This is a genomic window from Actinomadura livida (genome assembly GCF_014648675.1).
Lineage (GTDB): Bacteria > Actinomycetota > Actinomycetes > Streptosporangiales > Streptosporangiaceae > Spirillospora > Spirillospora livida.
The window spans coordinates 33877-60401 of sequence record NZ_BMRO01000020.1 but is presented as its reverse complement, the minus strand read 5'-3'; the positions used below and the strand labels follow the sequence as shown (position 1 = coordinate 60401).

The 26525-nt window shown below is 70.2% G+C and carries 27 protein-coding genes; 12 read left to right on the top strand and 15 right to left on the bottom strand.

The features are described 5' to 3' along the window. Window positions 1-32: 32 nt before the first annotated feature. From IEZ03_RS33415 to IEZ03_RS33395, 5 genes are all read right to left on the bottom strand, one after another. Entirely contained in the window at window positions 33-725 is a 693-nt protein-coding gene (locus IEZ03_RS33415) for a Crp/Fnr family transcriptional regulator (protein ID WP_184881364.1), read from the bottom strand. Window positions 726-1056: 331 nt separating this feature from the next. After that, on the bottom strand, window positions 1057-1827 hold the full coding sequence (locus IEZ03_RS33410; protein ID WP_184881362.1) for a succinate dehydrogenase/fumarate reductase iron-sulfur subunit: 771 nt from the start codon (window positions 1825-1827) through the stop codon (window positions 1057-1059). Then, entirely contained in the window at window positions 1824-3854 is a 2031-nt protein-coding gene (locus IEZ03_RS33405; RefSeq protein WP_184881360.1) for a fumarate reductase/succinate dehydrogenase flavoprotein subunit, read from the bottom strand. The genes IEZ03_RS33410 and IEZ03_RS33405 overlap by 4 nt, the downstream gene beginning before the upstream one ends. Window positions 3855-3866: 12 nt before the next feature. After that, window positions 3867-4697, bottom strand: coding sequence for a succinate dehydrogenase subunit SdhC (gene sdhC, locus IEZ03_RS33400; RefSeq protein WP_184881358.1), 831 nt, complete (start codon window positions 4695-4697; stop codon window positions 3867-3869). A gap of 433 nt (window positions 4698-5130) precedes the next feature. Further along, on the bottom strand, window positions 5131-5724 hold the full coding sequence (locus IEZ03_RS33395; RefSeq protein ID WP_184890390.1) for a helix-turn-helix domain-containing protein: 594 nt from the start codon (window positions 5722-5724) through the stop codon (window positions 5131-5133). A gap of 131 nt (window positions 5725-5855) precedes the next feature. Here IEZ03_RS33395 and IEZ03_RS33390 point away from each other — a divergent pair, with 131 nt between their 5' ends. Genes IEZ03_RS33390 through IEZ03_RS33380 form a run of 3 tightly spaced genes read left to right on the top strand, consistent with a single transcriptional unit; the run spans window position 5856 to window position 8159 of the window. Beyond that, entirely contained in the window at window positions 5856-6434 is a 579-nt protein-coding gene (locus IEZ03_RS33390; protein WP_184881356.1) for a hypothetical protein, read from the top strand. Window positions 6435-6439: 5 nt separating this feature from the next. Then, window positions 6440-7006 carry an OmpA family protein gene (locus tag IEZ03_RS33385; protein WP_184881354.1) on the top strand — a complete coding sequence of 189 codons (567 nt, stop codon included), beginning with the start codon at window positions 6440-6442 and terminating at the stop codon, window positions 7004-7006. Between the two features lie 7 nt (window positions 7007-7013). Beyond that, window positions 7014-8159, top strand: coding sequence for an OmpA family protein (locus IEZ03_RS33380; protein WP_184881352.1), 1146 nt, complete (start codon window positions 7014-7016; stop codon window positions 8157-8159). Here IEZ03_RS33380 and IEZ03_RS33375 read toward each other — a convergent pair. Further along, window positions 8156-9007, bottom strand: coding sequence for a serine/threonine-protein kinase (locus IEZ03_RS33375; RefSeq protein ID WP_184881350.1), 852 nt, complete (start codon window positions 9005-9007; stop codon window positions 8156-8158). The genes IEZ03_RS33380 and IEZ03_RS33375 overlap by 4 nt on opposite strands. Window positions 9008-9185: 178 nt before the next feature. Between IEZ03_RS33375 and IEZ03_RS39030 the strand changes: the two genes are divergently transcribed. Continuing rightward, window positions 9186-11357, top strand: a complete 2172-nt coding sequence (locus IEZ03_RS39030) for an LCP family protein (protein ID WP_506269207.1) — start codon at window positions 9186-9188, stop codon at window positions 11355-11357. 60 nt (window positions 11358-11417) lie between these two features. Here the strand turns inward: IEZ03_RS39030 and IEZ03_RS33365 are convergent, their stop codons facing one another. Then, window positions 11418-12026 (bottom strand): prepilin peptidase, encoded by a 609-nt coding sequence (locus tag IEZ03_RS33365; protein ID WP_229808734.1) that lies wholly within the window; start codon window positions 12024-12026, stop codon window positions 11418-11420. Between the two features lie 288 nt (window positions 12027-12314). On the opposite strand from IEZ03_RS33365, the gene IEZ03_RS33360 reads away from it, so the two are divergent. From IEZ03_RS33360 to IEZ03_RS33330, 7 genes are all read left to right on the top strand, one after another. Beyond that, window positions 12315-12689: a hypothetical protein gene (locus IEZ03_RS33360; RefSeq protein ID WP_184881344.1), complete on the top strand. Its 375-nt coding sequence runs from the start codon at window positions 12315-12317 to the stop codon at window positions 12687-12689. A gap of 147 nt (window positions 12690-12836) precedes the next feature. After that, window positions 12837-14426: a hypothetical protein gene (locus tag IEZ03_RS33355; RefSeq protein ID WP_184881342.1), complete on the top strand. Its 1590-nt coding sequence runs from the start codon at window positions 12837-12839 to the stop codon at window positions 14424-14426. 12 nt (window positions 14427-14438) lie between these two features. Then, window positions 14439-14840: a phosphoribosyltransferase family protein gene (locus IEZ03_RS33350; protein ID WP_184881340.1), complete on the top strand. Its 402-nt coding sequence runs from the start codon at window positions 14439-14441 to the stop codon at window positions 14838-14840. A gap of 315 nt (window positions 14841-15155) precedes the next feature. Continuing rightward, the gene (locus IEZ03_RS33345; protein ID WP_184881338.1) at window positions 15156-16574 is read left to right on the top strand and encodes a hypothetical protein; all 1419 of its coding nucleotides are present in this window, start codon (window positions 15156-15158) and stop codon (window positions 16572-16574) included. Between the two features lie 42 nt (window positions 16575-16616). Then, window positions 16617-17015 (top strand): DUF3592 domain-containing protein, encoded by a 399-nt coding sequence (locus tag IEZ03_RS33340; RefSeq protein WP_184881336.1) that lies wholly within the window; start codon window positions 16617-16619, stop codon window positions 17013-17015. 64 nt (window positions 17016-17079) lie between these two features. Then, window positions 17080-17706 (top strand): hypothetical protein, encoded by a 627-nt coding sequence (locus tag IEZ03_RS33335; protein ID WP_184881334.1) that lies wholly within the window; start codon window positions 17080-17082, stop codon window positions 17704-17706. Window positions 17707-17729: 23 nt separating this feature from the next. Next, complete coding sequence (locus IEZ03_RS33330) at window positions 17730-18146, top strand: hypothetical protein (protein ID WP_184881332.1); 417 nt, start codon at window positions 17730-17732, stop codon at window positions 18144-18146. Window positions 18147-18261: 115 nt separating this feature from the next. On the opposite strand, the gene IEZ03_RS33325 is transcribed toward IEZ03_RS33330, so the two are convergent. The 6 genes from IEZ03_RS33325 to IEZ03_RS33300 form a co-directional block, all read right to left on the bottom strand. Beyond that, window positions 18262-19473 carry an NlpC/P60 family protein gene (locus tag IEZ03_RS33325; protein ID WP_184881329.1) on the bottom strand — a complete coding sequence of 404 codons (1212 nt, stop codon included), beginning with the start codon at window positions 19471-19473 and terminating at the stop codon, window positions 18262-18264. Window positions 19474-19577: 104 nt separating this feature from the next. After that, a complete protein-coding gene (locus IEZ03_RS33320; protein ID WP_184881327.1) occupies window positions 19578-20012 on the bottom strand; it encodes a hypothetical protein in 435 nt (144 codons plus the stop codon). Further along, window positions 20009-20614 (bottom strand): hypothetical protein, encoded by a 606-nt coding sequence (locus IEZ03_RS33315; protein ID WP_184881325.1) that lies wholly within the window; start codon window positions 20612-20614, stop codon window positions 20009-20011. Before IEZ03_RS33315 ends, IEZ03_RS33320 begins: the two co-directional genes overlap by 4 nt. A 13-nt stretch (window positions 20615-20627) precedes the next feature. Next, window positions 20628-20915, bottom strand: a complete 288-nt coding sequence (locus tag IEZ03_RS33310) for a hypothetical protein (protein ID WP_184881323.1) — start codon at window positions 20913-20915, stop codon at window positions 20628-20630. Next, a complete protein-coding gene (locus tag IEZ03_RS33305) occupies window positions 20863-21291 on the bottom strand; it encodes a hypothetical protein (protein WP_184881321.1) in 429 nt (142 codons plus the stop codon). The genes IEZ03_RS33310 and IEZ03_RS33305 overlap by 53 nt, the downstream gene beginning before the upstream one ends. A 389-nt stretch (window positions 21292-21680) precedes the next feature. Then, complete coding sequence (locus IEZ03_RS33300; RefSeq protein ID WP_184881319.1) at window positions 21681-22115, bottom strand: hypothetical protein; 435 nt, start codon at window positions 22113-22115, stop codon at window positions 21681-21683. Window positions 22116-22193: 78 nt separating this feature from the next. Here IEZ03_RS33300 and IEZ03_RS33295 point away from each other — a divergent pair, with 78 nt between their 5' ends. Further along, window positions 22194-23885 carry a serine/threonine-protein kinase gene (locus tag IEZ03_RS33295; RefSeq protein WP_184881317.1) on the top strand — a complete coding sequence of 564 codons (1692 nt, stop codon included), beginning with the start codon at window positions 22194-22196 and terminating at the stop codon, window positions 23883-23885. Here the strand turns inward: IEZ03_RS33295 and IEZ03_RS33290 are convergent. Both IEZ03_RS33290 and IEZ03_RS33285 read right to left on the bottom strand, forming a co-directional pair. Beyond that, window positions 23866-24999 (bottom strand): glycosyltransferase 87 family protein, encoded by a 1134-nt coding sequence (locus IEZ03_RS33290; protein WP_184881315.1) that lies wholly within the window; start codon window positions 24997-24999, stop codon window positions 23866-23868. The genes IEZ03_RS33295 and IEZ03_RS33290 overlap by 20 nt on opposite strands. A gap of 62 nt (window positions 25000-25061) precedes the next feature. Then, window positions 25062-26525, bottom strand: a complete 1464-nt coding sequence (locus tag IEZ03_RS33285) for a hypothetical protein (RefSeq protein ID WP_184881313.1) — start codon at window positions 26523-26525, stop codon at window positions 25062-25064.

Sequence of the window (26525 nt, the reverse complement as noted above, 5' to 3'; positions counted from 1 at the left end):
GCGTCCCGGCGCGCCCGCACGCGGCCCGCGGGTCAGCGGGCGTGCCGGCGGAGTGCCTGCAGGTCATGGACGATGAGGCGGCGCCGGCCCGTCTCGATCCAGCCGTGCGCGCGCAGCGTCCGCAGCGCCTTGCTGACCGCCTCGCGGGACGCGCCGACCCAGCCCGCCAGCTCCTCCTGCGACAGGTTCAGCGTGATGCGGACGCTCTGCCCCTCCCCCTCCGGGCCCGCCCGGTACGGGACGCCGAACCGCTCGGCCAGCTCGACGAGGCGCTGCGCGACGCGTCCGGTCGCGTCGAACATGCCGAACTCGGCGCGCTTGCGGTCGGCGTCGCGCCAGCGCTGGCACAGCACCCGCATGATGATGATCGAGACTCGGCCGTGCGCCTGCAGGAACGCCATGAACTCGTCGGCCGAGACCGCGAGGGCCCGCACCGGCTCCAGCGCGGCGACCGACGCCGACCGCGGCTGCCCGTCGATCGCGGCGACCTCGCCGAGGAGCGCCCCCGGGCCGCGCACGGCGAGCAGGGCCTCCCCGCCCTGCTCACGGTAGGAGAACGCCTTCACGCGGCCCCGCAGCAGGACGGCGACCCAGCCGGGATCCTCGCCCTCGGTGAAGAGCGTGTCCCCCCGTGCGAAGTCGCGGACGCGGCCACGTGACTCCAGGTCCTCGCGTTCCGCCGCGGTGAGTTCGGCGAAGAACGAGCCCGGTTCGAGGGCGCTCATGCCCCCACGCTAATTGGCCCCGGGCTTTCCGGGGCCCCGGAAGAGAATCACGAAATCACAACGCGTTGTGTGCACAAATCCCTACTCGAATGGCCGGGGGTGCGCCAGTGTTGATCGCGGCGTGTGCGGTTGGCAGGCCGTCCAGCGTCCACGGCGTTCATGGGGAACGGCGTTTACGGCGGGCGGCGGCCCGGGGGCACGCCGCCCGCCGCGTTGCGGGAGCGCCGCATGCCAGGGCGACGCTTCCGGGGCGGGAAACGCGAACGCCCCCCGTCGCGCGGGGCGGCGGGGGACGTTCGCGAAAAAGCCCGGCCCGGAAGGGGCCGAGACGTCAGGCGGACGGGGTGTCCTGCCCCTTCTTGACGATGCCGAGCTTGGTGCCGAGCCACACCACCGGGTCGTACTTGCGGCCGACGACCCGCTCCTTCATCGGAATCAGCGCGTTATCGGTGATCTTGATGTGCTCGGGGCAGACCTCGGTGCAGCACTTCGTGATGTTGCAGAAGCCGAGACCGTGGTCGTCCTGCGCGATGTTGCGCCGGTCGGCCTGGTCCGCCGGGTGCATCTCCAGCTCGCCGATCCGCATCAGGAAGCGCGGGCCGGCGAAGTTCTCCTTGTTCTCGTCGTGGTCACGGATGACGTGGCAGACGTCCTGGCACAGGAAGCACTCGATGCACTTGCGGAACTCCTGCGAGCGCTCGACGTCCACCTGCTGCATCCGCAGCTCGCCGGGCTTCGCGTCGCCCGGATCGAACGATGGGACCTCCCGCGCCTTCTGGTAGTTGAACGACACGTCCGTGACCAGGTCGCGGATCACGGGGAACGTGTTGACCGGCGTGACCGTCACCGTCTCGTCCGGGTCGAACGTCGACATCCGCGTCATGCACAGCAGCCGCGGCATGCCGTTGATCTCCGCGGAGCACGACCCGCACTTGCCCGCCTTGCAGTTCCACCGGACGGCGAGGTCGGGCGCCTGCGTGGCCTGCAGCCGGTGGATGATGTCGAGGACGACCTCGCCCTCGTTCACCTCGACGGTGTAGTCGACGAGCTCGCCGTCGCCGTCGTCGCCGCGCCAGACCTTGAACTTGGCCTTGTAGCTCATCGGTCGCCCTCCTCGTCCTTGCCCTCGGCAGCGGGGCCCTCGGCAGCGGGGCCCTCAGCGGCGGACGCGGCGGTCGCACCGGTCGCCGCCTCCCCCGACTCGACCTCCTCGGCCAGGGCGGCCGGCAGCTCCTCGGCGGTCAGGTACTTCTTCAGCTCGTCGTTCTCGAACAGCTCCAGCAGGTCGTCCCGCATGGGCCGCATCGGCTGCCGCGTCAGCTCGACGTGCGGGTCGGACGGGTCGCCGGCCAGCGCGCAGACCAGGTTGACCTTCCGCCACTCCGCCGACATCTGCGGGTAGTCGTCGCGGGTGTGGCCGCCGCGGCTCTCCTGCCGCTCCAGCGCCGCCTTGGCGACGGCCTCCGACACCAGCATCATGTTGCGCAGGTCGAGCGCGAGGTGCCAGCCCGGGTGGTAGCCGCGCCCCTCGTCGCCCACCGCGACGGGGTCGACGCTGACGTTCGCGACCCGCTCCCGTAGCTTGGCGAGCGACGCCAGGGCCTGCTGCAGCTCCTCTTCCTTGCGGATGATGCCGACCAGTTCGTTCATCGTCTGCTGCAGCTCGGCGTGGACGGCGTAGGGGTTCTCGCCGTCCTTCCGCTCGAACGGCGCTAGCGCCTCGGTCGCCGCCGCCGTGACCTCCGCCTCGGGGACGGCGGGACGGGCGGCCAGCGCGTCGATGTACTCCGCCGCGCCGAGCCCCGCCCGGCGGCCGAAGACCAGCAGGTCCGACAGCGAGTTGCCGCCGAGCCGGTTCGAGCCGTGCATGCCGCCGGAGACCTCGCCCGCGGCGAACAGCCCGGGGACCTTCGCGGCGCCGGTGTCCGGGTCGACCTCCACCCCGCCCATCACGTAGTGGCAGGTGGGCCCGACCTCCATGGCCTCCTTGGTGATGTCGACGTCCGCCAGCTCCTTGAACTGGTGGTACATCGACGGGAGCCGCTTGACGATCTCGGCGGCCCCGCCGGGCATCCGGTCGACGACGGTGAGGAAGACCCCGCCGTGCGGCGACCCCCGCCCGGCCTTGACCTCGGAGTTGATCGCGCGGGCCACCTCGTCGCGCGGCAGCAGCTCAGGGGGGCGCCGGTTGTTCTCCGGGTCGTCGTACCAGCGGTCCGCCTCCTCCTCCGAGGTGGCGTACTGCTCCTTGAACACCTCGGGGATGTAGTCGAACATGAACCGCTTGCCCTCGGAGTTCCGCAGGACGCCGCGGTCGCCGCGCACCGACTCGGTCACGAGGATGCCCTTGACGGACGGCGGCCAGACCATGCCGGTCGGGTGGAACTGCACGAACTCCATGTTCAGCAGCGTGCCGCCGGCGAGCATCGCCAGCGCGTGGCCGTCCCCGGTGTACTCCCAGGAGTTCGACGTGACCTTGAACGCCTTGCCGATGCCGCCGGTCGCGAGCACCACCGCGGGCGCCTCGAACACCACGAACTTGCCGGTCTCCCGGACGTAGCCGAACGCGCCGCAGATCTTGCCGTCGTCGTCCTTGAGCAGCCGGGTCACCGTCGTCTCGGCCCAGACCTTCAGCCTGGCCTCGTAGTCGCCGTGCTCGGCGTGGTCCTCCTGCTGGAGGGCGACGACCTTCTGCTGCGCGGTGCGGATCAGCTCCAGGCCCGTCCGGTCGCCGACGTGCGCCAGCCGCGGGTACTCGTGCCCGCCGAAGTTGCGCTGGCTGATCTTGCCGTCCTTGGTGCGGTCGAACAGCGCGCCCCACAGCTCGAGCTCCCAGATGCGGTCCGGGGACTCCTTGGCGTGCAGCTCCGCCATCCGCCAGCTGTTCATGAACTTGCCGCCGCGCATGGTGTCGCGGAAGTGGACCTGCCAGTTGTCCTTGGCGTTGACGTTGCCCATCGCGGCGGCGGCCCCGCCCTCCGCCATCACCGTGTGCGCCTTGCCGAACAGCGACTTGGAGATGATCGCGGTCTTCTTGCCCTGGAGGCGCGCCTCGATCGCCGCGCGCAGCCCGGCACCGCCGGCGCCGATCACCACGACGTCGTACGAGTGCCTCTCGATCTCAGTCATGATTCCTTGGCCTCAGTTGAAGAAACGCAGGTCGGAGATGGTCTCGCTGGCGACCAGCATGATGTAGAAGTCGGCCACCACCAGCGAGCCCAGCGTGATCAGCGCGTACGTGCCGTGCCGCTGGTTGATCTTGGACACCCAGCCCCACATCCGGTACCGGACGGGGTTCTTGGAGAAGTTCTTCAGCCGTCCGCCGACGATGTGCCGGCAGGAGTGGCACGAGAGGGTGTACAGCCAGAGCAGGACCACGTTCCCGACCAGGATGACGGTGCCCAGCCCGATGCCGAAGCCCCCGTCCTTGCCGTGGAAGGCGAGAATCGCGTCGTAGGTGTTGATGAGGGAGATCAGCACGGCCGCGATGAAGAAGTAGCGGTGCAGGTTCTGCCCGATCAGCGGGAAGCGCCGCTCCCCGGTGTACTTCTTGTGGGGCTCGCGCACCGCGCACGCGGACGGCGACTGCCAGAAGGAGCGGTAGTACGCCTTGCGGTAGTAGTAGCAGGTCAGCCGGAACAGCAGCAGGAACGGCAGCGAGATCGCCGCGAACGGGATCCAGCCGCGGGTGCCCTCCGGCAGGAACGTCCCGAACAGCGCCGCGCTGCCGGTGTGGCCGTTCACCGTGACGTCGTTGCAGATGTCGTTGAAGCACGGCGAGTAGAACGGCGTCAGGTAGTGGAACTGCGGCACGTAGAAAGCGGCGCCCCAGAAGGCCCGTACGGTCGCGTACGCCACCCAGAGGGTGAAGATCACGAAGATCGACACCGGATACAGGCGCCAGTTGTCCTTCCGGAGCGTGCGTTCCTTGATCTGGGCGCGCGATTTCGCGGGCGCCTCCACAGTGCTCATCGTTCGGCTCTCCTGAGCTCGGGTCGTCGTGTCCCCGGTACCACGGTCTGAGCGCACCCGTGCGGCCGCCGCGCCCCGGCCTCCGGTCCGTGCGTCCGGGCCGTCGGCCATGCGTCCCGGCCGGGCCGCATGGCGGCCGGATGCCGTGTCGCATGCGGGCGGTGACGCCTCGTGTGCGCTTCTAGCGAAGCGACCCTACGCCACTTGCCGGGAGCTGTGACATACACAACAGCCCGACCCGCATGTGAGTCTGACCACAGACTTTAGCTGCAGGAAGGCGCCTTGGCACCGCCCGCCATCCATAACCAGTTGTTATGGCTCAGCGGAATCGAGACGAGTGCACCCGGGCATGACCGTTCGGTCGCCCGGCGCGCGAGCCGGGCGGGTCCGCACCTGGTGACGGAACGTGACGGTTGAATGAAGGCCTAATTTCCTACCGGGATCGTGCGTGGCCGAGGATCTTGCGGATGAAATGGGCCTCGGCCTCGCTCGCACGGCCGTTGCCGTACACGCGCAGGACCTCCGCGAGGTCGGGGAAGCGGTCGGCGAGGAGCGCGGCGGCGGCCTCGATCTCCGAGGCGGAGGCGACCTCGCGCAGGACGGTCTGGACGAGGCGGGCCGACTCGGCGGGCCCCCGGCCGGCGGGCGCGCCGTCCCGGTCCTTGCCGTCCGCCCCCGGGGCGCGCTCGGCGATGCGCACGTTCGAGGTGGTGGTCGCCGTCTCGGCCCTGATCTCGGCCAGGCGCTCCTTGATCTCGGCGGCGGTCATCGCGTCGAACGCGGGCCCGGCGACGAGCTCCTCGACCGCCATCAGCCGGTGCAGGACGGCCGGATTGCTGATCTTCGCCCGCTGGCCGGACATGAGCTGCGACAGCATCGGCGCGGACAGGCCGAGCACGCCGGCCAGCCCGGACTGCGAGAGCCCGAGCCGGTCGAGGAGCGGGCGGACGCGGTCGCCGAGCGGTTCGCCGTACCACTCGGCCTGCAGCGCGCGATTCCGGACCACCGTGTCCTCGGCGACGGCCAACCGAACCAACCCCTTGACGATTCGCAAATGCAAACGCTATATTCGCGGACGCACACGCTGCCATGGCGTCCATCGCCATGGTGCCACGTACCGCGGCGTTTGCATATGCGACGAACTTGGAAGGATCGACCATGCGCCTGTCAACTCGGCTGGCCACCGCCGCCGCCACGGCCGCGCTGCTGCTCGCCACCGGCGCGCTGACCGGCTGCTCGCCGCTGGGCGGGGAGTCCTCGTCCGCCGGGGCGCGGTCCGGCGGCTCGGCGGGCGAGGCCGTCGCGGAGGGCGAGCCCGGCTTCGACAACACCGGCGAGCCGGTGACGAAGGGCACGTTCGACTCCCCCATCGCGCCGGGGGCCAAGGTCGACATCGCGATCATGGGCCTCAAGGTGCGGGGCAGGCTCGCCACCCTCCTCACGCAGTTCACCCCGCGCATCCCCCCGGGCGGCGAGGACAACCCCAACCCCTACGAGCTGAACGGCAGGAACGGCCTCGGGACCTCGCTGATCGACCCGGTCAACCTCAAGCGGTACGTCGTCGTCAAGGACTCCAGCGGCAAGGAGTTGGAGACGCACGACATCTTCACGCACATCGCCAACAACCAGACCGGCAACTTCTCCTTCACGTTCGCCGCCCCGCCGGAGAACGTGAAGGCGGTGGACGTGCAGATCGGCTCGTGGCCCACGTTCCGCAACATCCCGGTCGAGCGGTGACGGGCATGCGGCGAGTCCTGCTCCTGACGGCCGTCCTGGGCGCGGTCCTGGCCGTCCCGGCGGTGGCCGGGGCCACGCCGGACCTCCCGGACGTCCCCGAGGCCAACATCGCCGAATCCGTGCGCGGCATCGAAACGACCCCGTCCGTGCGCGGCATCGACCTGTCCGAGGCGGTCATCCCGCTCGAGACCGAGGAAGACGACGGCGAGCAGGTCACCGTGCGCATCTCGGCCGACGTCCTGTTCGACTTCGGCGAGGCGACGCTCACCGACGCCGCCGAGCGGCGCATCGCCGAACTCGCCAAGCGGCTGCGCGATGTCCGCGGCACCGTCGAGGTGTCCGGCCACACCGACTCCGTCGGAACCGACGCCTACAACCTGGACCTCTCGAAGCGGCGCGCCGAGGCGGTCAAGGCCGAACTGCAGCGCTCCCTGCAGGGGGCGTCCCTGCGCATCGAGGCCAAGGGCTACGGCGAGACCGAGCCCGTCGTCCCGAACGAGAAGGGCGGCCAGGACGACCCCGAGGGCCGCGCCAAGAACCGCCGCGTCGACATCACCTATGAGAAGGGCTGAGCGCACGATGCCGCACGCACTGCGAGCCGTCGTCCTCGCCGTCACCGCCGGCCTGGCGCTGACCGCGTGCGGCGCGCTGGGCAGCGACGAAGCTCCCGATAGGGCCGCCACCGCCCCCGCCACGCCGGGCGGCGCGACGCCGTCTCCCTCCGGCCCCGAACCGACGGAGTGCCCGCACGGTCAACTGATCAAGGCCGTGGAGATCCCCGCCGTGCACGCCGACCCCGTGCACATCCCGGAGGCGACGATCGGCGGGGAGAAGGTCCCGGCGGTGACGATCCCCGGCGTGGACATCCCGGCCCAGCGCGTCCCGGCGCAGTGCGTCGAGGAGAAGCCCGCCCCGGGCGCCTGCCTGGGCGCGGTCGCCGTCCCCGGGACGTCGATCCCCGGCACGGCGATCCCGGGGGTCCGCATCCCCGGCGTCCAGGCGGGCGGCGCCAGCGCCGCCCCGGTCGAGGAGCCCGCGAAGTCGCAGAAGGCGATCGACCAGTCCGCGGTCTCGGTCGCGGAGGTCTGCCAGAGCAAGCCGTCCGAGGAGGGACAGTACGTCGCCTCCGTGTACCGGCCGTCCGTCTACCGGCCTTCGCTCTACCGCCCGTCCCTGTACCGGCCCTCGCTCTACCGGCCGCGTGCCTGCAACGACCAGGGGGAGTGCGTCCCGCCGGTCAACGTCCCCTCGGTGACGGTCCCCTCGGTCAGCGTCCCCTCGGTGAGCGTTCCGTCGGCTTCCCTCAAGTCGTACGTCGCCGGTCCGGGCCAGGTCATCAAGGGGGACGACCAGATCGCCTACAACATCGAGGCGGACGTCCTGTTCGACTTCGGCAAGGCCGACATCAAGCCGGCGGCCGCGAAGTCCCTCGCCGAGCTGGCCGAGTCGATCCGCAAGGAGGTCCCGTCCGGCGCGCCCATCCAGGTCGACGGCCACACCGACGCCAAGGGCGACCCTGCGTCCAACAAGGCGCTCTCCGAACGCCGCGCGCAGGCCATCGTCGACTGGCTCGCCACCAAGGGCGGCCTCGACCGGGCCCGGCTGAAGGCCACCGGCTACGGCGAGACGAAACCGGCCGCGCCCAACACCCGGCCGGACGGCTCCGACGATCCGCGGGCTCGCGCGAAGAACCGCCGCGTGGTGATCTCGGCCGCCCGTTCCTAGGCCCGGGGCGGCGGACCGAGCTGGTCGAAGATCTGCAGGGGTTCCCCGTCCAGCGTCCGGACGGGGAACCGCAGCTCGAGACCGCACACGGCCAGCGCCCGCCGCGCGGCGTGGGCCCCGTCCGGGCGCCGCGCCGGGTCGGCGGCGCACAGCCACGCGACCACCGCCCACAACCGCGGCGGCACCCCCGCGGGCGGCTCCCCCACCCGCTGCCGCGGTTCGGGATCGCCCGCACCGGTCAGCATCCGCCAGCCGACCATGCCCGCCGCGTACAGGTCCTGCCGCGGCCCCGGGCGGTTCCAGTCGAGCACCTCGGGGGCCAGGTATCCCGGGGTGCCCACGGTGAAGCCGGTCGTGGTGAACCGCATCCCGTCGTCGCCCAGCGCGATCCCGAAGTCCGCCAGCCGGACGTGCGGCGCCCCCACCGGACTCGGCTCCAGCAGCATGTTCGCGGGCTTCACGTCCCGGTGCACCACCCCGGCCCCGTGGATGTGGCTCAGCGCGGCGAGCAACTGGTCCAGGACCTCGGCCGCGTACGCCGGCGGCAGCCTGCCATAGTCGCCGAGGAGCGTCTCCAGGGAACCCCCGCTGACGAGATCCATCGCCAGGAGAACGTCGTCATCGGCGGAGCACGACGCGTACGGGGTCAGCACATGCGGATGCGCCAGCCGCAGCGCCCTTTCCCGCACGACCCGCAGCACCGACGTGGGCCCCCGCTGCCGGACGAGCTTGGCGGCGCAGTACCGCCCGTCCCCGTGGTCGTACGCCCGCCACACCCGCCCGGCTCCCCCCGCCCCGATCCGGTCGAGCATGCGGAACCGGCCGCCGATCACCCACCCCGCGTTCACGCCACCGATCGTACGGAACCCGTCCCCCGCCCACCGACCGCGACTTTCCGCCCTCATGTCAACAAACCGGGCACGTCAGGTGTCCAACAGATGGGGCTTCGAACCCCGCTCCCTAAACTGACGACCCAGTAACAACCCACGTCCCCCCACCAGGGGCCCGCGCGCCGAAACGGGACCGATGAGCGACAAGACCCCCGACCGCGACGATCTCGCGGGGGAGAACGCCGCCCACACCACCCCTCAGCCCACCTCCGCCGCCGCCGAAGGCGAACGACCGGCCCCCCGCGAAGACCTCGCCCCCGCCGCCCCCCAAAGCACATCCTCAGCCGAAACCGATGCCCCATCGGCGAGCACACCTACGGCACCGCAAGGTGACTCGCCTGAGACGCAGGCGCGTACGTCAGCGACCGCTGAAGACGAAGGGGCACCTCGGTTGCCCCACCGGGAGACCCCGTCCGGACCGGAGCCCGGGGCCGAAGCCACAGGCGAGGAGTCCACGGGCGAGAAGCTGAGCAGCGGCAGTCAGAGTGAGGCGCCGGCGCCTCGGTCGGCCTACCGGGAGGCTCCATCCCAGCCGAAACCCGAGGGCGAAGAGCCCACGGGCAAGGAGCCGAGCGGTGGCAGTGAGAGTGATGGGCCGGTGCTGCGGTCGGTCTACCGGGAAGGTCCGTCCGAGCCGGAACCCGAGGGCGAGGAGTCCGCGGGTGGGGAGGTGAGCAGTGGCGGTGAGGACAGGCCGGTGCTGCGGTGGGCTTATCGGGAAGCTCCGTCTGAGGGCGGAGAGCCCGTGGACGGGGAGTCGAGCGGCGGCGGTCCGAGTGATGGGCCGGTGTTGCGGTGGGCCTATCAGGAGGCTCCGGGCGGAGCTGAGGCCAGGGAGGAGACCGAGGGCGAAGAGTCCCGGGGTGAGGAGTCTGGGGACGAGGGGGCTGGGGGGCAGGAGGCCGCGGGAGAGGTGGCTAGTGGTGGGGGTGCGGCGGGGGGTTCTGGGGGTGGGCGGGGGAAGCGGCGGCGGAAGGTTGTGCGGCGGGTTGCGTTCGGGGTCGTTCTCGTTCTCCTCGTTGGTGGGGGCGGGGCCGGGTGGCTTTATCGGGATCTGGTCGGGGGGATTCAGCAGAAGGACGTCGGGGGTCAGCTTGGGGACGATCGGCCGAAGAAGCTGAACAAGTCGCTCAACGTGCTGCTGATCGGGTCGGACACCCGGGAGGGCGACAACGCCGAGTACGCCGTTCCGGGGATGGCGGGGGCGCGGTCGGACACCGCGATCCTGCTGCACCTGTCGCCGAACCGGGACCAGGCCGTCGGGATCAGCTTTCCGCGGGACTCGATGGTGAAGATCCCCGCGTGCAAGAAGGACGGGGGCGGGTCCGTTCCGGCGCGGTTCGGGATGCTGAACACCGCGTTCGCGTTCGCGGGGCCCACGTGCACGTGGAAGATGCTGGAGTCGCTCACCGGGATCCACATCGACCACTTCGTGCAGGTCGACTTCTCCGGGTTCAAGCGGATGGTGGACGCGCTGGGAGGCGTCGAGATCTGCGTCGACAAGCCCGTGCGCGACCCGAGGGCCGAGCTGTACCTGAAGGCCGGGAAGCAGACCGTCAAGGGCGACCAGGCGCTCGGGTACGTGCGGGCGAGGTATTCGCTCGGGAACGGGTCCGACCTGGAGCGGATCGAGCGGCAGCAGAAGTTCATGGCGGCGGTCGCGGAGAAGGCCACCGACTCGGTGCTCAGCGACCCGGCGAAGACGTACAAGTTCCTCAAGGCCGCGACGAAGTCGATGACGACGGACGACGACCTGAGCCTGTCGGCGATGCGGAAACTGGCCGACGGGCTCAAGGGGATGAGCGCCGGGCAGGTGCGGTTCGTGACCGTGCCGGTCGAGCGGTACGCGCCGGACCCCAACCGCGTCCAGTGGAACGAGGAGCTGGCCCAGCCGCTGTTCGAGGCGATCCGGCACGACAACGACCTGCCGGCGGAGCCCGCCAAGCCGGTCGGGAGCGGGCAGGCACCGCTCCGCCCGAAGGACGTGAAGGTCACCGTCGTCGACGCGGGCGGCAAGGACGCCCTGGTCGGGCGAGTCGTGAAGCAGCTCGGGAAGCGCGGCTACCGGGTGGCGCGGAAGGTGGAGAAGGCCGCCGAGCAGCCCGAGAGCCGCCTCCTGTACGCGGAGTCCGCGGAGGCGCAGGCGTCGGCGCTCGCGCGGGACGTCCCCGACGTGCTCCTCACGGTCGACTCCGCCGTCCGGGACGGTGTGCGGCTCGTCATCGGGAAGAACGGCCTGCGGCTCGCCCCGCCACCCCTCAGCAAGATCGGCGGAGGGGTCCGGGCGGGCAAGAAGCTCTGCGGCTAGTCCGGTGGCCACGGACGTTCACCGGGTCGGCAAGCCGGTGGACCGCGGTGGGTGGCCGCGCTAGCCGGCGAACGCCAGGACGGCGATGAGCGTGCCGACGAACATGTAGGGGCCGAACGGGAACTCGCCCTTCCGGGTACGCCGGACGATCATGAGGCCGACGCCGACCAGGCCGCCGATGAAATAGGTGGCCAGGACGCCGGCCATCCACGCGTCCTGGCCGAACCAGCCGAGGTAGAGGCCGAGGACGCCGGAGAGCTTCACGTCCCCCATTCCGATGCCCGAGGGTGCGAGGAACGCCTGGACGAAGTAGAGGACGAACAGCACCACCATGCCGATGAGGGCGTGCTGGAATCGCTGCATGCCCTCTTCGGTGAAGGGCGCCGCGACCGCCAGGAGCGCCGCCCCGATGCCGTAGGACGGCAGCGTGAAACGGTCGGGCAGCCGTTTGACCGCGACGTCGATGAAGGCGAGGAGCGTACCGGCCGCGGCGAGGTAGAGCAGCGCCGGCAGGATGGGCTCCGGCCCGACGCGCCATCCGAGGATCCCGAAGACAGCGGCCGTGACCAGGCCCATCAGGATCCGGCGGCGGCGCGGCACCTCGCCGGTGAACGGCACCGCAAGCGGCGCGGCGAGCAGGCCGACCACCAGCCCCACCGGGACCAACACCAACCCGACCATCGATCCCCGCCCCGATCCGGCGCTGAACTCGCCCCCGGCACCATAATCGGCGATCGTCCACGGCGGAGACCCCGGCTCCGCGCTCCCGCCTCCGGCTGTCGGCCGTCCCACGGCGCACCGGAGAACGATCCCGCCGCACGACCTCCGTTTCGCGGACGTTAACGATCACTACGAGCCGTGGCCAGGGCCCTGGGGCCCAAATCCGAATTCACGTCGAGCCGAGGCGGGCCCGCCGGGGAGTTGTGCGCGCCGTTCCCGTCACGCAATGGTTATGCCATGCCAAAACAGGTGAAGGCCGTCCGGGTGCTGATGTTCGTGGTCGCCGGACTCACGTTCCTCATGACGCTGGCGTTCTTTGTCACGGTGGGGGTGACCGCCGCGGCCATCGGCGCCGCCATCTGGTTCGCCCTGCCCGGCGCGCTCAGCGTCGTGCTCGCGCTGCGGATTCCTCGCGGCGGGACGGCGCTCAGGCGCGGAATCATCGCTCTTGAAGTCTTCTACGTGCTATTGGCGCTTTCCGCGATCGGGCAGGACGACCCGCGCGGTGTGACCAACCTCGTCCTCCCCGCCGTGATCCTCGTCCTGCTGTTCCGCCCGGACGCAAAGGCTCACTTCACCGGGCGGGCGCCCGTGCCCGGATCGTACTTCTGACTCCTTTCTGTTGCATCACGGTCACCGGAAGTCAGCTCCTTTGGATTTGGGCCCCGCAAATGGGTCCCCGGGCCCACGTGGACTTCCCCGCGGCTCCAATAGGTTCGCTGGAGCGAGCGGGGGCATCGGCGGGGAGGCGTTCACCGGGTGGAGTGGGGGCGGCGGCATCGGCCGCGTGACACCGGAGCGAGCGGCCTCGAATACGCCGGGCTGCTGCTGGTCTCGGTCGTCGTCATCGGCGCCCTTGTCGCGGCGACGACGAACACGGTTCCGGTGCGGACGAAATCCGCGATCTGCCAACTGTTCCAGGAGGGTTGCGACCCGTCCGGAGGATCCGTTCCGACGGGCGACGGGACGTCTCGCACCTCCGGAAACGGCGGCTCCGTGGAGGCGGGGAATCCGGGCGGCCCCGGCACACCAGGCGGCCCCGGCACGCCGGGCGGGTGGGGTCCGCAATGGAGTCAGACCTACACCGGGATGAGCTCGACGGGCGCCGCGTGGCGGGCCTTCGGGAACCAGGTCACCGGCTTCTTCGGCGGAGTCGGGAATTTCTTCGGCGACGCCCTCTCGGGGCTGGGCGGCGGCATCTGGGACGACCTGGTCGGGCTGAAGGACCTGGTCGCCCACCCGATCGACTCCGCCAAGGGCATCTGGTGGGCGATCACGAACCCCACGGAGGCCCTTCCCCACCTCGTCTGGGACGACAAGTCCCGCGACGAGTGGGAGAACGGGAGTAAAACGAAGGCCGTCTTCCGCGGCATCTGGAATGTCGGGTCCTGGTTCATCCCCGGTTATGACATCGGCAAGGCCGTCAGCAAGATCGGCAAGTTCGGGAAGCTCGCGAGCAAGGCCGCCAAGGCGGACGAAATCGCCGGCCTCGCGAGGGGGGCCGGCTCCGCGGCGGAGCGCGCCCGGGAACTGGCCGAGCGCGGCGACATCCCGGGGGCGCGCAAGGCGGCCGACGAGGCGCGGCGAAAGGCCGAGCAGGCCCGCAAGGAGGCGAAGGACGCCGGCTGCAAGTCGGTCTCCCTCGGGCCACCGGGCGCGGGACGGTACATCTCCTTCGGCCGTCTGGCCGGGCCCGTCCTCGCCGCCGCCCCCAAGAACCCCTGCCAGAACGCGTCCGAGGCGCAGCAGGCACGCGAGCGCGCCGACCGCGTCGTCGAGCGGGCACAGCTCAAGAAGGACATCGACGACGCCCTGGCGAACGGCAGGTTCGAGGACGCCGACAACCTCATCGACAAGGCACAGGCCAATGCCGACGCGGCCCGCGCCGCGGCGCAGAAGAACCCGACCGCGGCCAACAAGGACGCCGCGAACCGGGCGCAGAAGGACGTGGACGCGCTGCGCGCCAAGGCCGTCGACGCCAAGATCGACAACAAGATGAGGTCGCCCAATGCCGACGACAAACTGGAGGCGACCACGGCGAGGTCGATCCGCGGCATCGTGCGCGACGTCGACCGCAAGTACGGGCCCAACGGCAGCCATGGCCAGATCGACATCGAGACGAACAAGTTCGTCATCGAAGTGTCCAACGGACGGAATGCCGGCAAGGTGTCCCAGGTCAAGGGAAACCTCGGGAACCCAAAGGTCAACCCGTCAGGAAAGCCGATTATCGTATTCGCGCCGAAATGGTCGCTGCGCCAGGTCAAGGTGTACGCGGATCAAGGAATAACGGTCGTCCGCTCCGAGCACGAACTCAAGAAGTATCTGCGGGATCACGGTGAGAACATTTGATACGGTGACCGCGTGAGCTCCAAGATCCTGCTGATTTCCGCCGAGCGGCCCGACCCCGAGGCGTTCCTCGACCTGATCGAGGAACTCGGCGGGGAACGGCGTCCCAGCGAGTGGGTCAACGGGCATGTTCGCCGGGGCGAGGCGCACATCTGGGTGACCGTGGATCCCGATTCGGTTCCCGAGATCGAGGTCGAGCACTGGCTGGAGCACGAGGAGAAGCTGGGCGTCACGCCGCACGGGGTGGTCGAACTGCGGCTGTCGGGGGGCGCCCGGGCCGACGCCCTCGCCATGGAGGTCATCGAGGCCGCGGCGGGGCGCTGGCCGCTGATCGTCGATGACGATCACGGCGGGCTGCACAGCGTCGCGGAACTGCGCGAATACCCGGAGGGCAAGCTGCCTTTCAGAGGCGGGTGACTGCCTGACCGCTCCACCCCGCGCCGGGCCCGGAACGGCGAGTCCGAGGGCGGCCCGGCACCAATCGGCGAACGCACATCCTCGCGAGACCTACGAACGGCCCGGATCCTGCGCACGCCCTCCGGCGGTTGGGCCCCTGGGCCCAATGAGGCGACCTACCGAGGCCGCCCGAGGCACTCGCTTTCGGGGCGGCCCGGGGTTTCGCTCCGGAATGACTGGGCCTTTGATTTGGGTCTCTGTGCCCTGTCCCCGCCACCCGTCCGCATCGTAATCTCGCACCTTCTCGGCTGAATTCTCGGGTGAAGGGTGGCCGCGGTGGAAGTCCCGGGCGAGCGACGTTCTGACGCCGGTGCGAGCGCCAAGGAGTACGCCGCGCTCATCGTCGTCGCGGCGTTGATGCTCGGCGTACTTTTCAGTTTCGTCACGCCCGGCACGTTCGGGGCCGATGTCGAGTACGCGCTCTGCAAGCTGTTCGCCGCGGACGACAGCCAGTGCGAGTCGCGGCATGACAGGGCACTCAAGCCCACCTGCCTCGCCGGCCTGACCAGCGACACCTACGGCGGCTCCGTCGAGGTGGCGATCTTCTCGGTCGGCCGCGACTACGGGTTCCTGAAGTTCACCACGATCGGCCCCGACGGCAAGAAGACGGTCAAGGTCATGGCGATCAAGGGCGTCAGCGGCGGCGTGGGCACCGGTATCGGCGTCGGCATCAACGCCGGGAAGATCTTCAATCTCGGGGCGGACGCCAGCGCGGACGCCACGCTCCGCGTCGGCGCGGGCGACGGCTGGGTGTTCCAGGGGCCGAACGCCGAGGACGACGCCAACGCGTTCATGGACGACATCAGGGAGCAGTACTCGATCGACGCCGTGAAGGAGAACGGCGGTCTCCTGGGGTCGATCGGCGGGAACATCTACGACGCGTTCGCCGGACCGGACATCCCCGAGCCGGACATCCAGCGTTACGAGGGCCAACTCGACGTCACCGGCTCGCTCACCGCCGGCCTCGGCATCGGCCCCCGGGACAAGCCGGAGTACCAGGGCAGGCATCGCAAGGAGACCTGGCAGGACAAGGTCCCCGACTCCCGCGGCAGCAACGGCATCACCCCCAACCTGAACGCCTACGTCGGCATCAGCGGCACCGAGAAGGTCATCTACGAGGACGACAAGAAGACCGGCGACACCTCGATGACCTTCATGCTGGCGGGCGAGGTGAACTACGGCGAGAACCACCTGGTCCCCGGCGCGCAGGGCAGGGCGAACGCCACCGGCTCGATGACCATCACGAAGGACAAGAACGGGAACATCAAGAGCGCGTCGTTCACCCAGGTCCACATCGTGAACGGCAAGGCCACCACGGTCACCACCACTCTGCCGATCACCACCGACGCCGAGCGCGCGACCCTGACCGAGTACCTGCTCAACCCGTTCAACACCGGCGGCCCGGGCGGACAGGTGCTCAGCCTCACCTGGGACGACATGGCCCCGACGGAGCCGCCCGGAGCGGACGCCCACCCGCTGCAGCACCTGCTGTACCAAAAAGGCAAGACCTCCAGGGTGACTTACGACTACGACCAGTCCGACGCCTCGTACGGGGCGAACGTCAAGCTGGGTCTCAAGCTCGGCGCCAACTACGCCGTCTCCAACTCCGGCCGGCAGGTCACCGATGCCGAGTATCTGGGCGCCGTGGGCCCTGGAGGCACCAGAGAGTGGAAGGATTTCGAGGAGTGCCACTGACGCGCGCGGCCGCTCGCCGAACCCCACGGGCAGGAGAGAACGATGGGCAATCTGATCGGCGTCCTCCTCGGAGCCGCGGTGTTCTGCGGCGGCGTCTACGAAATGGTGAAGCGGCTGCGCCTGCAGCGGCGGATGCTCCGCGCCACCGGCGTCTTCGTCGGACGGGACGAGGTCATGGGCCCCGGCGGCCCGAGCACCACGAGCCGCGTGGGGCGGTTCCGGTTCACCACCCCGCAGGGGCGGCAGGTCGAGGCGGCCAGTTCGCTCTACTCCTTTCCCGGCCCCAAACCGGGGAGGCCCGTGACGGTCGTCTACGACCCCGCCGGCCCCGAGGAGACCGCCGAGCGCCTCGGCGTGCACTACCTGCAACTGCTCGCGGTGGGGCCGCTGCTCATGGCGGTCGGCGCCGCCGTGGTGGCGGTCAACGCCGCCGCTCTGTGACGATCAGGGTCCCCGATGGCAGGGACCCGGTCGCCGGGAGACGCCCATGAGGAGGCGAAGAGGGATGGACTCGTGGCCTGGGCGGGGATCCGGCCGGCGGTGGTGGCCGGTCGCCGTGCTGCCGGTCCTGCTCGCGGCGGCCGTCGCCACCGGGTGCGCGGGCGACGAGCCGGAGGGCACCGGGAAACGCCCGGGGTCCGCGGGGACCGCGCAGCCGCAGGTACCCGCCGGATTCACCCCGGCGGCCGCGGGTCCGGTCCGGATCGTCCATCCGTCCGACTGGAAGCCGGCCGAGCCGCCGGAGGGCTGGTCCTTCCTGGCCGACCTCACCGGCGGGGGCGAGGTCGAGGCCCGGATCGGCGTGATCACCGACGTGCCCCAGATCCCGAACGCCAAGCTGGTCACCGAGTCGGCGATCACCGTCGTCCAGCTCAACCTGGGCGAGGTGCGGCGCGGCCCGAACCGGGAGATCGACGTCCCGGGCGCCGACGAGGCGTTCCGCGTCGACTACTCCTACCCCAATCCCCAGGCCCGCGCCGGGGCCGCGGCCGGTGCGCAGCTCAAGGCCGTCGACATCGGCCTGATCATCGGCGACCGCCAGTCGGCCGTCGTGCGGCTCACCGGGCTGCCGAGCAGGCTCACCCCGGCGCTGGTGGATCGGATAGTGCGCGGCATCGCGGTCAAGCCCTGACACCCTGGACGGCGGAGGCGAACGTGGATCTTGTGAGAGCGTGGACGGCGGCCATCCTGGTCTTCGTCGCCGGAAGCATCGCCACCGCCGGCATCGCCATCAGCGCGGCCGTCTCCGAGGACGATCTGGAGTCGGTCACGGGCATGCTCCTGTGGACGGCGTTCCCGACCTTCATCGTGTTCGCGCTGATGGCCCTCGCCGGCGCCGCGGCGCACCCCTCCCCGCAGCGGGACGACACCGGCCGGCACGCTCTGGCCATGCTGCTCGTGCCCGGCCTGGCGACGCTCCTCGGCATCGTGCTGGGCGTCGTCCAGGGCTCCCCCGCCCAGACCGCAGCGGCCAGTGCGGTCGCGGGCCTCCTGGGCGCGATACCGACCTGGTGGCTGCTCGCTCGCCGGCGCGCTCGCCGCTCCTCCACGGGCGCTTACACCGGCTACTGACCCTTCAAGAATCCGGAAGCCCAGCCGCCGGACGACACGGCGAGCGTGCCACCGCCGATGTCGTGCCGCCTTCCCCGCGAGGTCACTCGCGTATCCCGGCACCGTGCACGCGCACTCACCCGAACCTTCGGGCGGCGTCCACCGACCGCAGCGGAGTGATACTCACGTTCTTGCCGGTCTGCGGGGCCTCGACCATCTTGTTGTCGCCGTAGTAAATGGCGACATGGTGCGGTGTCGGCGTGCCGAAGAACAGCAGGTCTCCCGGCTGGAGCTGGTTCGTCGGAACGGGCGTGCCGCGCGGGTCGGCGATCTGGTTGCCGGTGTAGTGGCCGAGCGCGATCCGCCCTCTGGACGCCTGGTAGACGGCGTACAGGGTCAGGCCGCTGCAGTCGAAGCCGAAGTAGTTGCGGCCGTCATAGCCGCCCGGCGAGCAGCAGATCCCCCGCGTGGGCCCGCTGTAGTTGCCGCCGCCCCACGCGTAGGGGGTGCCGAGCCAGCACAGCGACCAGGCCACCACCGCGGCGCCGAAGCTCAGGTCCTCCGCCGGGGTCTTGCTCTCGTCCGTCGCGCAGTGGTTGACGACCGAGCCGCTGCCCGCGGACCCGAGGCCGCTCGGCGCCCCGTTGTAGGCGACCGGGTCCTCGTCGTCGACCAGCCGGATCTTGAACAGCCGGGTGACGCGCTGCCGGTCGCCGTTCGGGAAGACGTCGACGCGTTGCCCGTCGCGTTCGCAGCTGACCCGCGTGAGGCGGCCGAGACCGGTCTCCTCCTCACCGGCCTGCTCGTGGAAGAACGAGCACTCCGGAATGAACAGCTTCGCGACGGCCGTCGCCGTCCCCGACCGGCCGATGCCCTTCTTGCCGGTGCTGTCCGTGCACAGGTTGCGGCGGTTGCGGAGGTCCTCCCGCTCCTTGTCGGTCAGCTCGTCATCGTTCTTGAGCTGGCACCATTTCGTGGCGACCTGCACCATCGCCGTGTCACCGGCCATGCCGCTCAGCCGGGCCTTGGTGACGCGCACGTCGTTCTCGTCGGCGAACTTCGCCGCGGCCGCCTCGGGAGAGGCGCCCACCGCCCAGTAACCGGCTGCCGACGGGTCGATGCCGGTCAGCGCCAGGTTGACCGCCTGGTCCCGCAGGGGGGCGAGGGTGCCGAGCGCCGCCGCGTCCGCGCCGATCTGGGCCCGGTTGCGCATGTCGCCGGCCTGGGCGATCCGGCCGAACGCCAGGAAGCCCGCCGCCAGCACCACGGCCATGCCCATGACCAGGACGGACGTCGCGACCCCCGCGTCGCCGCCGTACCGGCCGGCGGACCTGATACGTCGCAGCATCTGCGCCCCACCGTCACGAGATCGAGAAGTTGCCCGAAATAGGATCGTAAAGATCACGGGAATCGCGCGACAGGGCCCTGAGACCCAATTGAACAATGGCGCCGTCAACCGTAGGCCCACGCGGAGGTCTGCAGCTCCGACGCGATGCGTTTCCGATGCAGCACTGCCGCGAGACCGCCGCCGAGCGCGGCCTGCGCTGTCCAGACGAGCAATCCCGCAACGTCACCGATGCTGAATCCGGGGTCGCCGCCGAGCACGGCGAGCGCGACCATTAACGTCAGGAACAGCGTGTATGCCACCGCACCGGCGATCGCCCCCGCACCGGCGACCCGGCCTTTGCCGCCCGTCCGGACGCTCAGCCGTCCCGCGACATAACCGCCCGTCGCCCGCACGATCGTTCCGAGAACCCACGAGAACGCGGTGGCTGCCGCACCCGGCTCGGTTTCCGGGTCCTGGACGAACCCGAAGACGGCGACCAGCAGGACGGTGCCCAGAAAGATCACCGCGACCCCGGCGAGAATCGCTTTCCGCGGAATCACGAACCGGCCCCGGAAATCCTCGCGGACGTGATGACCCGCTGCGCGCCCGCCTGGTCGTAGGCGGACTGCAGCCCGCCGTAGCGAATGTCGTACTGGGGCCCGGCGGCCGTTCCGATGACGACGTCGAGCTGCCTGGCGGAGACGCTCGGGTAGACCGTCTCCATCACCGCGGCCTCGGCCGCTCCTTCGATCTCGACCATGCGCGTGGTGACCTGGGCGTCGGGCGAGTCGGCCTTGATCCTGCCCTCGATGAGCCCGGTCCGGACGCTCACGTTGGCGAGATCGCGTCCGCCCTGGAACACCTGAACGCCGGGGGGCGGGACGCTCTGTCCCGGGTTCTCCGTCGCCCCTCCGGCGGACATCTCCAGCACGACCCCGTCCTGGCTCGGCTCGATGCGCGCCATGCCGTCGGGCGGGACGAACGACAGGGTCTCGACGGTCACCGCCCCCGCCCGGCTCGGCCCCTGCGAGGCGGGAGTCCCGCCTCCGGCCCCCTCCGCGTCCAGCTTGCCGTCTCCCCCGCAGCCCGCGGCCATCAGAGATGCCGCCAGGAGGACCGGGACGAGCGTCGACCGGACCCTGGACACGGCGATGGAAGTCATCTCAGCCTCTCGGTCAGCCTCGGGGACATTTCGCGAGCGTCTGCCAGCCCAGCCGGGGCGCCTGATTGTCGCGATACCTTCCGGAGCGGTATTTCGCCCAGGTCTTCTCATCGGTCATGCCGACGCCGAACCCTTTGCGCTTGAATCCGGTCTCGTCGTTCGCCCCTGAGCCCTCGATGGTGTTGCCGCTCGTGTCGTACTCGAACTGCGCGATCTGGCCATGCGCTGCGAACGTCCGGCCGTACTGGTCAAAGGCGTTGCGGAGGTTCTCCGGACTCTGCGGCCTCGGCACCGCCACCATCCCGCCGACCGTCATGTAGAGGCGGTCGGAAGGCCGCCCGGTTCTGCGGCTGGGTGAGGTCCAGGCTGTACAGGGTGCTGGTCTTGTGACCGTCCACTTCCTTGTCCTTCACCTTTCCGCCCTGGTTCGCCTTCCGGTTGGCTCCCAGCGTCCCGGACATCCCGGCCTTCCATTCCCTGTCGAGCTGGATCGTGAAGCGCACCGGATCGCCGTTCCGATCGAAGATCACCGTCTGTGTCCCGGCGATGCCCGCACCGCCCTCCGCGGCGAGCTTGGGCCCGCCCTCCCACTCGCGGGGGAGCATCCGCTTGAGATCGACGCAGCCCTGGATCCTCCCGTTGGCGTCAAGCGTGAACTTCTGGTTGAAGATCCGCATACCGTTGTTCCGGGGCCCGTCGACCAGTCACCGAGAACGTCGCAGATGCGTCACCCGTCACGGGTCGTGAATTCGATGACCGGGGAGTAGACCGTGTAGCGCCGGCCGACGTCGTAGCGCGCGTCCTCCCTGATCTCCACGGCCGTGCACATCACCACCGGTCAGCCGCGCGTGGGCCACATCCGGACGAGCCCCACCAGGCTGCCGACCCAGGCGACGATGAACGCCGCCGCGATGAGGAACGCCAGTGCCTCCTGCACAACCGACTCCTTCCACACGCGGTCGTGACCTCCGCGGCAAGGGCTGGGACCACGACGGGACCACCGTATTCCAGGCCGCCCGCACGGTCCCGGCGGATCCGGGCCGCGGCGCTCGGCACGGACGATCGATCATCGGCGGTCCCTCCGCCATTGGCCATGTTCCCGGGTGTGGGCACCGCCCGTTTCCTCCCGCCGGGACAGCGCTGTGGAAAGGGCCAGCCCGAGGATGACGCCGAGCACCGCCTCGATCAGGTGGAGGGTCAGGCCCACCGGCGTGCCGGACCACGGGACGCCGATGAAGGCCGCGGCGAGGGCGCCGAGTACGGGGGCGGGAAGCGCGGCGAGGGCGCGCCCGAATCCAGTGACCCGGTCCCGGACATAGCTCCCCGCGGCGACGGCCATGAGGACGCAGGACAGCAGCCAGGGCAGATGGACCCGCAGGACCTGGGCGTACTCGTCCACCGGGCCGCCCTCCCCGGCCGCCGGCGCCAGCGCCTTGAGTGCGAGCAGGGCCATGACGGCGAGGATGCCCGACGTCAGCCAGGCGGAGAACACAGCGCGCATGGCCCGCACGGTAGGTTCTGCGTCCGGAATAACCCAGGGTCCCCGGGCCCCGGCCGACCCGTATTCTCAGCAGGCGAGATGTGGGACTTCTGGGCCTTGGGACCTAATTCGGACGTCACTTGCCGTGTCCCGCGAGCCCTGGCTAACGTCGTCGGCATGACTTCGGCGGAAACGGACGATGCCGCAATCCCCGGCCGCCGGGTCGGCCCGTACCGGCTGGTGCGCGAACTGGGCCGCGGCGGAATGGGGACGGTCCATCTCGCCGAGGCCCCGGACGGCCGCCGGGTGGCCATCAAGATCATTAACCGGGAGATGACGGGCACCGCGGATTTCCGTGAGCGCTTTCGCCGGGAAGTGACCGCGGCGCGCCAGGTCCGCCCGTTCTGCACCGCTCCCGTCCTCGACGCGAAGCTGGACGGCGAGCCGTTCTACGTGGTGACGGAGTACATCCAGGGCCCCACCCTCGAACGGGTCGTCCACTCCCACGGCCCCCTCGGTGGATCGGATCTGGACGGGCTGGCCGTCGGTGTGGCCACCGCACTCGCCGCCATCCACAGCGCGGGCGTCGTCCACCGCGACCTCAAGCCGGAGAACATCCTGCTGTCCCCGTTCGGCCCGCGCGTCATCGATTTCGGGATCGCGCGGAGACTGGGCACCGACCACCGCCTCACCCGCGCCGGCCAGAGCATGGGCACGCCCGCCTTCATGGCGCCCGAAGGGCTGATCGACGCACCGATCACGGCCGCGGCGGACGTGTTCTCCTGGGGCAGCGTCATGGCCTACGCGGGAACCGGCAGGCTCCCGTTCCACGGCGAGAACGTCGGCGAGGTGCTCTACAAGACCGTCTATGGCGAACCGCGCCTGGACGGGCTGAAGTCGCCCCTGCGCGATCTCGTCGTCCGGGCCCTGGCGAAGGACCCGGCGTCGCGCCCCACTTCGGCGCAACTGCTGCAGGAGCTGACCGGCCAGAGCGACACCGAGCGAGCGGCGCGGTCCGTGGGAATGGTCGGCCCGACGGTCCCGGAACTCCCGGCCGGCACATCCCTTCCCCCCGCGTCGGACGGCCGCACCCGCTATTTCTCGGACAGGCGCACATTCCGCCACCGAGTGGCCCTCGTCCTCGGGGTCATCGCGGCGCTCGCCATCGCGGGCGGCCTGGTCGTCCTCCTCCGGCCGGACCAGGGCGGCGGCAGTTCCGGGGCCCTGCTGAAAGACGACTTCTCCGACCCGGAATCGGGTTGGCGGACCGGCCGGGCGAACATGGAGTACGAAGAGTACAAGGACGGGGTCTTCGCGATATCCCAATACGGCACGGGCTTTTACCAGTTGCAGCAGGCCCCCGTGCAGGATCCGCCCAAGAACGTGAAGGTCGCGGTCACGGTACGTATTCAGTCGGCGAATCCCGAGGATGAGGCGGGCGTCTACTGCCGGAATTCCGGCGAGGCGCAGTATGCCGTGCTGATGAAGCGCAACGGTCAAGCCAGGATCAGGAAGGGCGGCCCCATCTCGGGCAGCGAGCTGGCCACGTCGGCACTGCCGTCCACCGGTGACGCCCTGGCCGGAGCACAGGTCGGCGCGATCTGCGTCGACACTGGAGAAGGCGTCACGATCAAGGCTCTGGTCGACGGGAGAGAGGTCGCCCAAGCCACCGACACGATCGGCCACTTGACCGGCGGAACGGCCGGAATCATCGCGGGGCGGGAAGGACGCCTGGCAACCGACCCGGGCACCCTGGTGACCTTCGATGATTTCAGCCTCGACCCGGCCTGACCTTCGCGTCCTCGCCGCCGCTTCCCCTGCCCGCCCACAGTCCGCGGACCACGACTGCCGCCGCACCGGCCAGCAGGAGGTTCCGCACCGCGACGACCCCCAAGGCGATCGGATCGCCGTCCCGGACCGCGCCCCACGCCACTGGGAACTCCAGATGGGTCAATCCGGCCGCGACCAGCACCAGCAGCGCCACCGGCCCCTGCCGGGCGCCCCGATGCACAAGGCAGACCGCGGTCACGCCGATGACCCAGATCATGTACTGGGGGGACAGGACGCGGCTGGTGATCACCACGAGCAACGTCGCGGCGAGTGCCACCTCGGCGCCGAAGGCCGGATCCCACGCGGCAGGACGACGACGCCATGCGATGCCGCCGACCAGCGCCAGCCCGGCCGCGGTCAGAACCATGCTCAGCCGTCCGGCCACCTGGACGCCCGGGCCCAGCAGTTCCCAGGACCCGTACCTGTACTCGACCGATCCCGGCCAGCCGAAATGCCGCGCGACGTGAAACGGCATGGCCGCCACGGCCTCGATCTCGATCCCCCGGCCCCCCTGCCCGCCGACGAAGGACCACGGATCGTCCATGAGCAGGGACACCAGGCCCGCGATCCCAGCGCCCGTCAGGACGGACGCCGTCACCGCACGGACGGACGCCCTGCCGCGCGGGAGCGACAGCAGCAGGACGGCGGGCCACGCCTTGATCAACGTCCCGGCGGCGACCAGGGCGCCGAACGCCCGGGAGCGCGACATCACCAGCAGGGCGCACACCGCGACCGCCGTCACCAGCAGGTCGATGCGGAGGTAGGAGACCGGGCCGAGGAGAAGGAGCCCGGCGACCCAGCACCAGGCGCCCGCGGCCTGCCCGGAGAAGCGGAGCAGGAGCCGGAGCACCAGCAGGTCGAGCAGGAGCGCGGCGAGCATGAACCAGAGTCCGTAAACGGTCCCCGGCAGATGCGGCGGGACGATCATCAGTGCCGCCAGCGGCGGATACTGCCACCGGTCGTCGCCGCTCGGGAACCGCCCCGTGACGATCTGCTCCGCCCATTCCCGGTACAGCCCGGTGTCGCCGATGATCGCTTCGATGGGATACCCGGGAAGCAGCAGGATCGCGAACATGAGAACGCGCGTGAGCGCCCAGACGGCCGTGACCTCGCGCCGGGTCGCTCCGCCGATCCGGGTCAGCGCCTGACGAAGACGGTCGCCTGACGATCGCGGTAGATCTGCCGCCACGCCCGGTCCGTGGCGACCAGCTGGGTGAGCGGCGCGCCCGTCTCCCACATCACTACCTGAACCCGGTACCGGTCGAGCATTCCCCGCCACTCTGGACCTCCGTTGCGAACCTTCATGTACTCCCTGGTGAAGGCCACCGGATACATGTCATAGCGATCGTCCATGAATACTTTCTGGCGCGGCCAGTAGGCGTGGATCACGTAGGCGTTCCAGGTGTGCGTCGTGAAGAGCCGCTGTCCCAGAAGACCTTTCTGCTCGATCACCCGCATGGCCCGGACGGGATATTCGTCGAAGGCGAAGACCGGCCTCGACAAGATCGTTCCCGATACCAGCGCCACGGTCGCCGTCATCACCACGATGACGCCCAGGTCGGCCGGCGAGCGCCGTTCCCGGCCCTTCTCGGGCGTCGCGAGCAGGCGTGCCGCGATCGGCAGGCCGACGAGCGAGGCGATGGCGAGATTGCGCAGCGCCCAGAAGCCGAGCAGCAGGAAGGCCACGGCCACGACCAGGTCGCGGCGGGAGGCCCTGCGGGGCGCCCGCGCCAGCACCGCTGCGAACACCGCGATCCAGACGGCGAAAGTGACACCGAGCGTGGACCGGAAGTCCGGTGACTGCCATTCCTGGACGTGCCGGAGAACCTCGCCCTTCGACAGCAGGGTCAGCGGGAAAAGCAGCAGCCGATACCCGTAGGGGTTGATGAGACACGCCGCGAAGCCCAGTGCCGCGGCCCAGACCAGTCGGCGTTCCCTTCCCTGCCACAGCGCCGCTCCATCGAGCCGGCGCCCGGCCAGATGCAGCGCGATGTAGAGGAATCCGAGCGCGAAGGACCCGTGCACGTTCGCCCAGAGGCACATCAATACCGGAACGGTCGCCAGCGGACGCCGACCCGCCCGGGAGTCCGGAACCTCGACGATCCACAGCAGGACCAGGAATGCCAGGACGCCGAAGAGCAGCGGACGCTCGACCCAGAAATGCAACGACACCGCGAGGGCCGGCAGCACGATGTGAACGGTCCGCCCGCCGTTCCGCAACCGATCGGCCAGCCGGAACGCCAGGAACGCGATGGCCGCGCCGACGATGCCGTTCATCACCAGGATGCCCTTCGGGCCCGTGAACTCGTCCAAGACCGCATAGAGCGACTCGGCCAGCCACGACTGGGCGATCCACGGCATACCGGGTGCGGTGTAGGAGTACATATCCTCCCTGGGTATTCCGTGGCCCAGGATCCAGTGTCCTGTCCGCAGATGGGTGAGAAAGGAATTGTCGTCGAGCGGGTCCAGCCCGCTGCAGAAACCCAGCGCCGCCCAGATCACCGACGAGCGGGTGGCCGCGGACGGCATCCGCACACGTGAACGGCGTGAACCCCGGCCGGCGTCGCGCACGTCGTGCTTCGCATCCTCCACGGCGGTCAT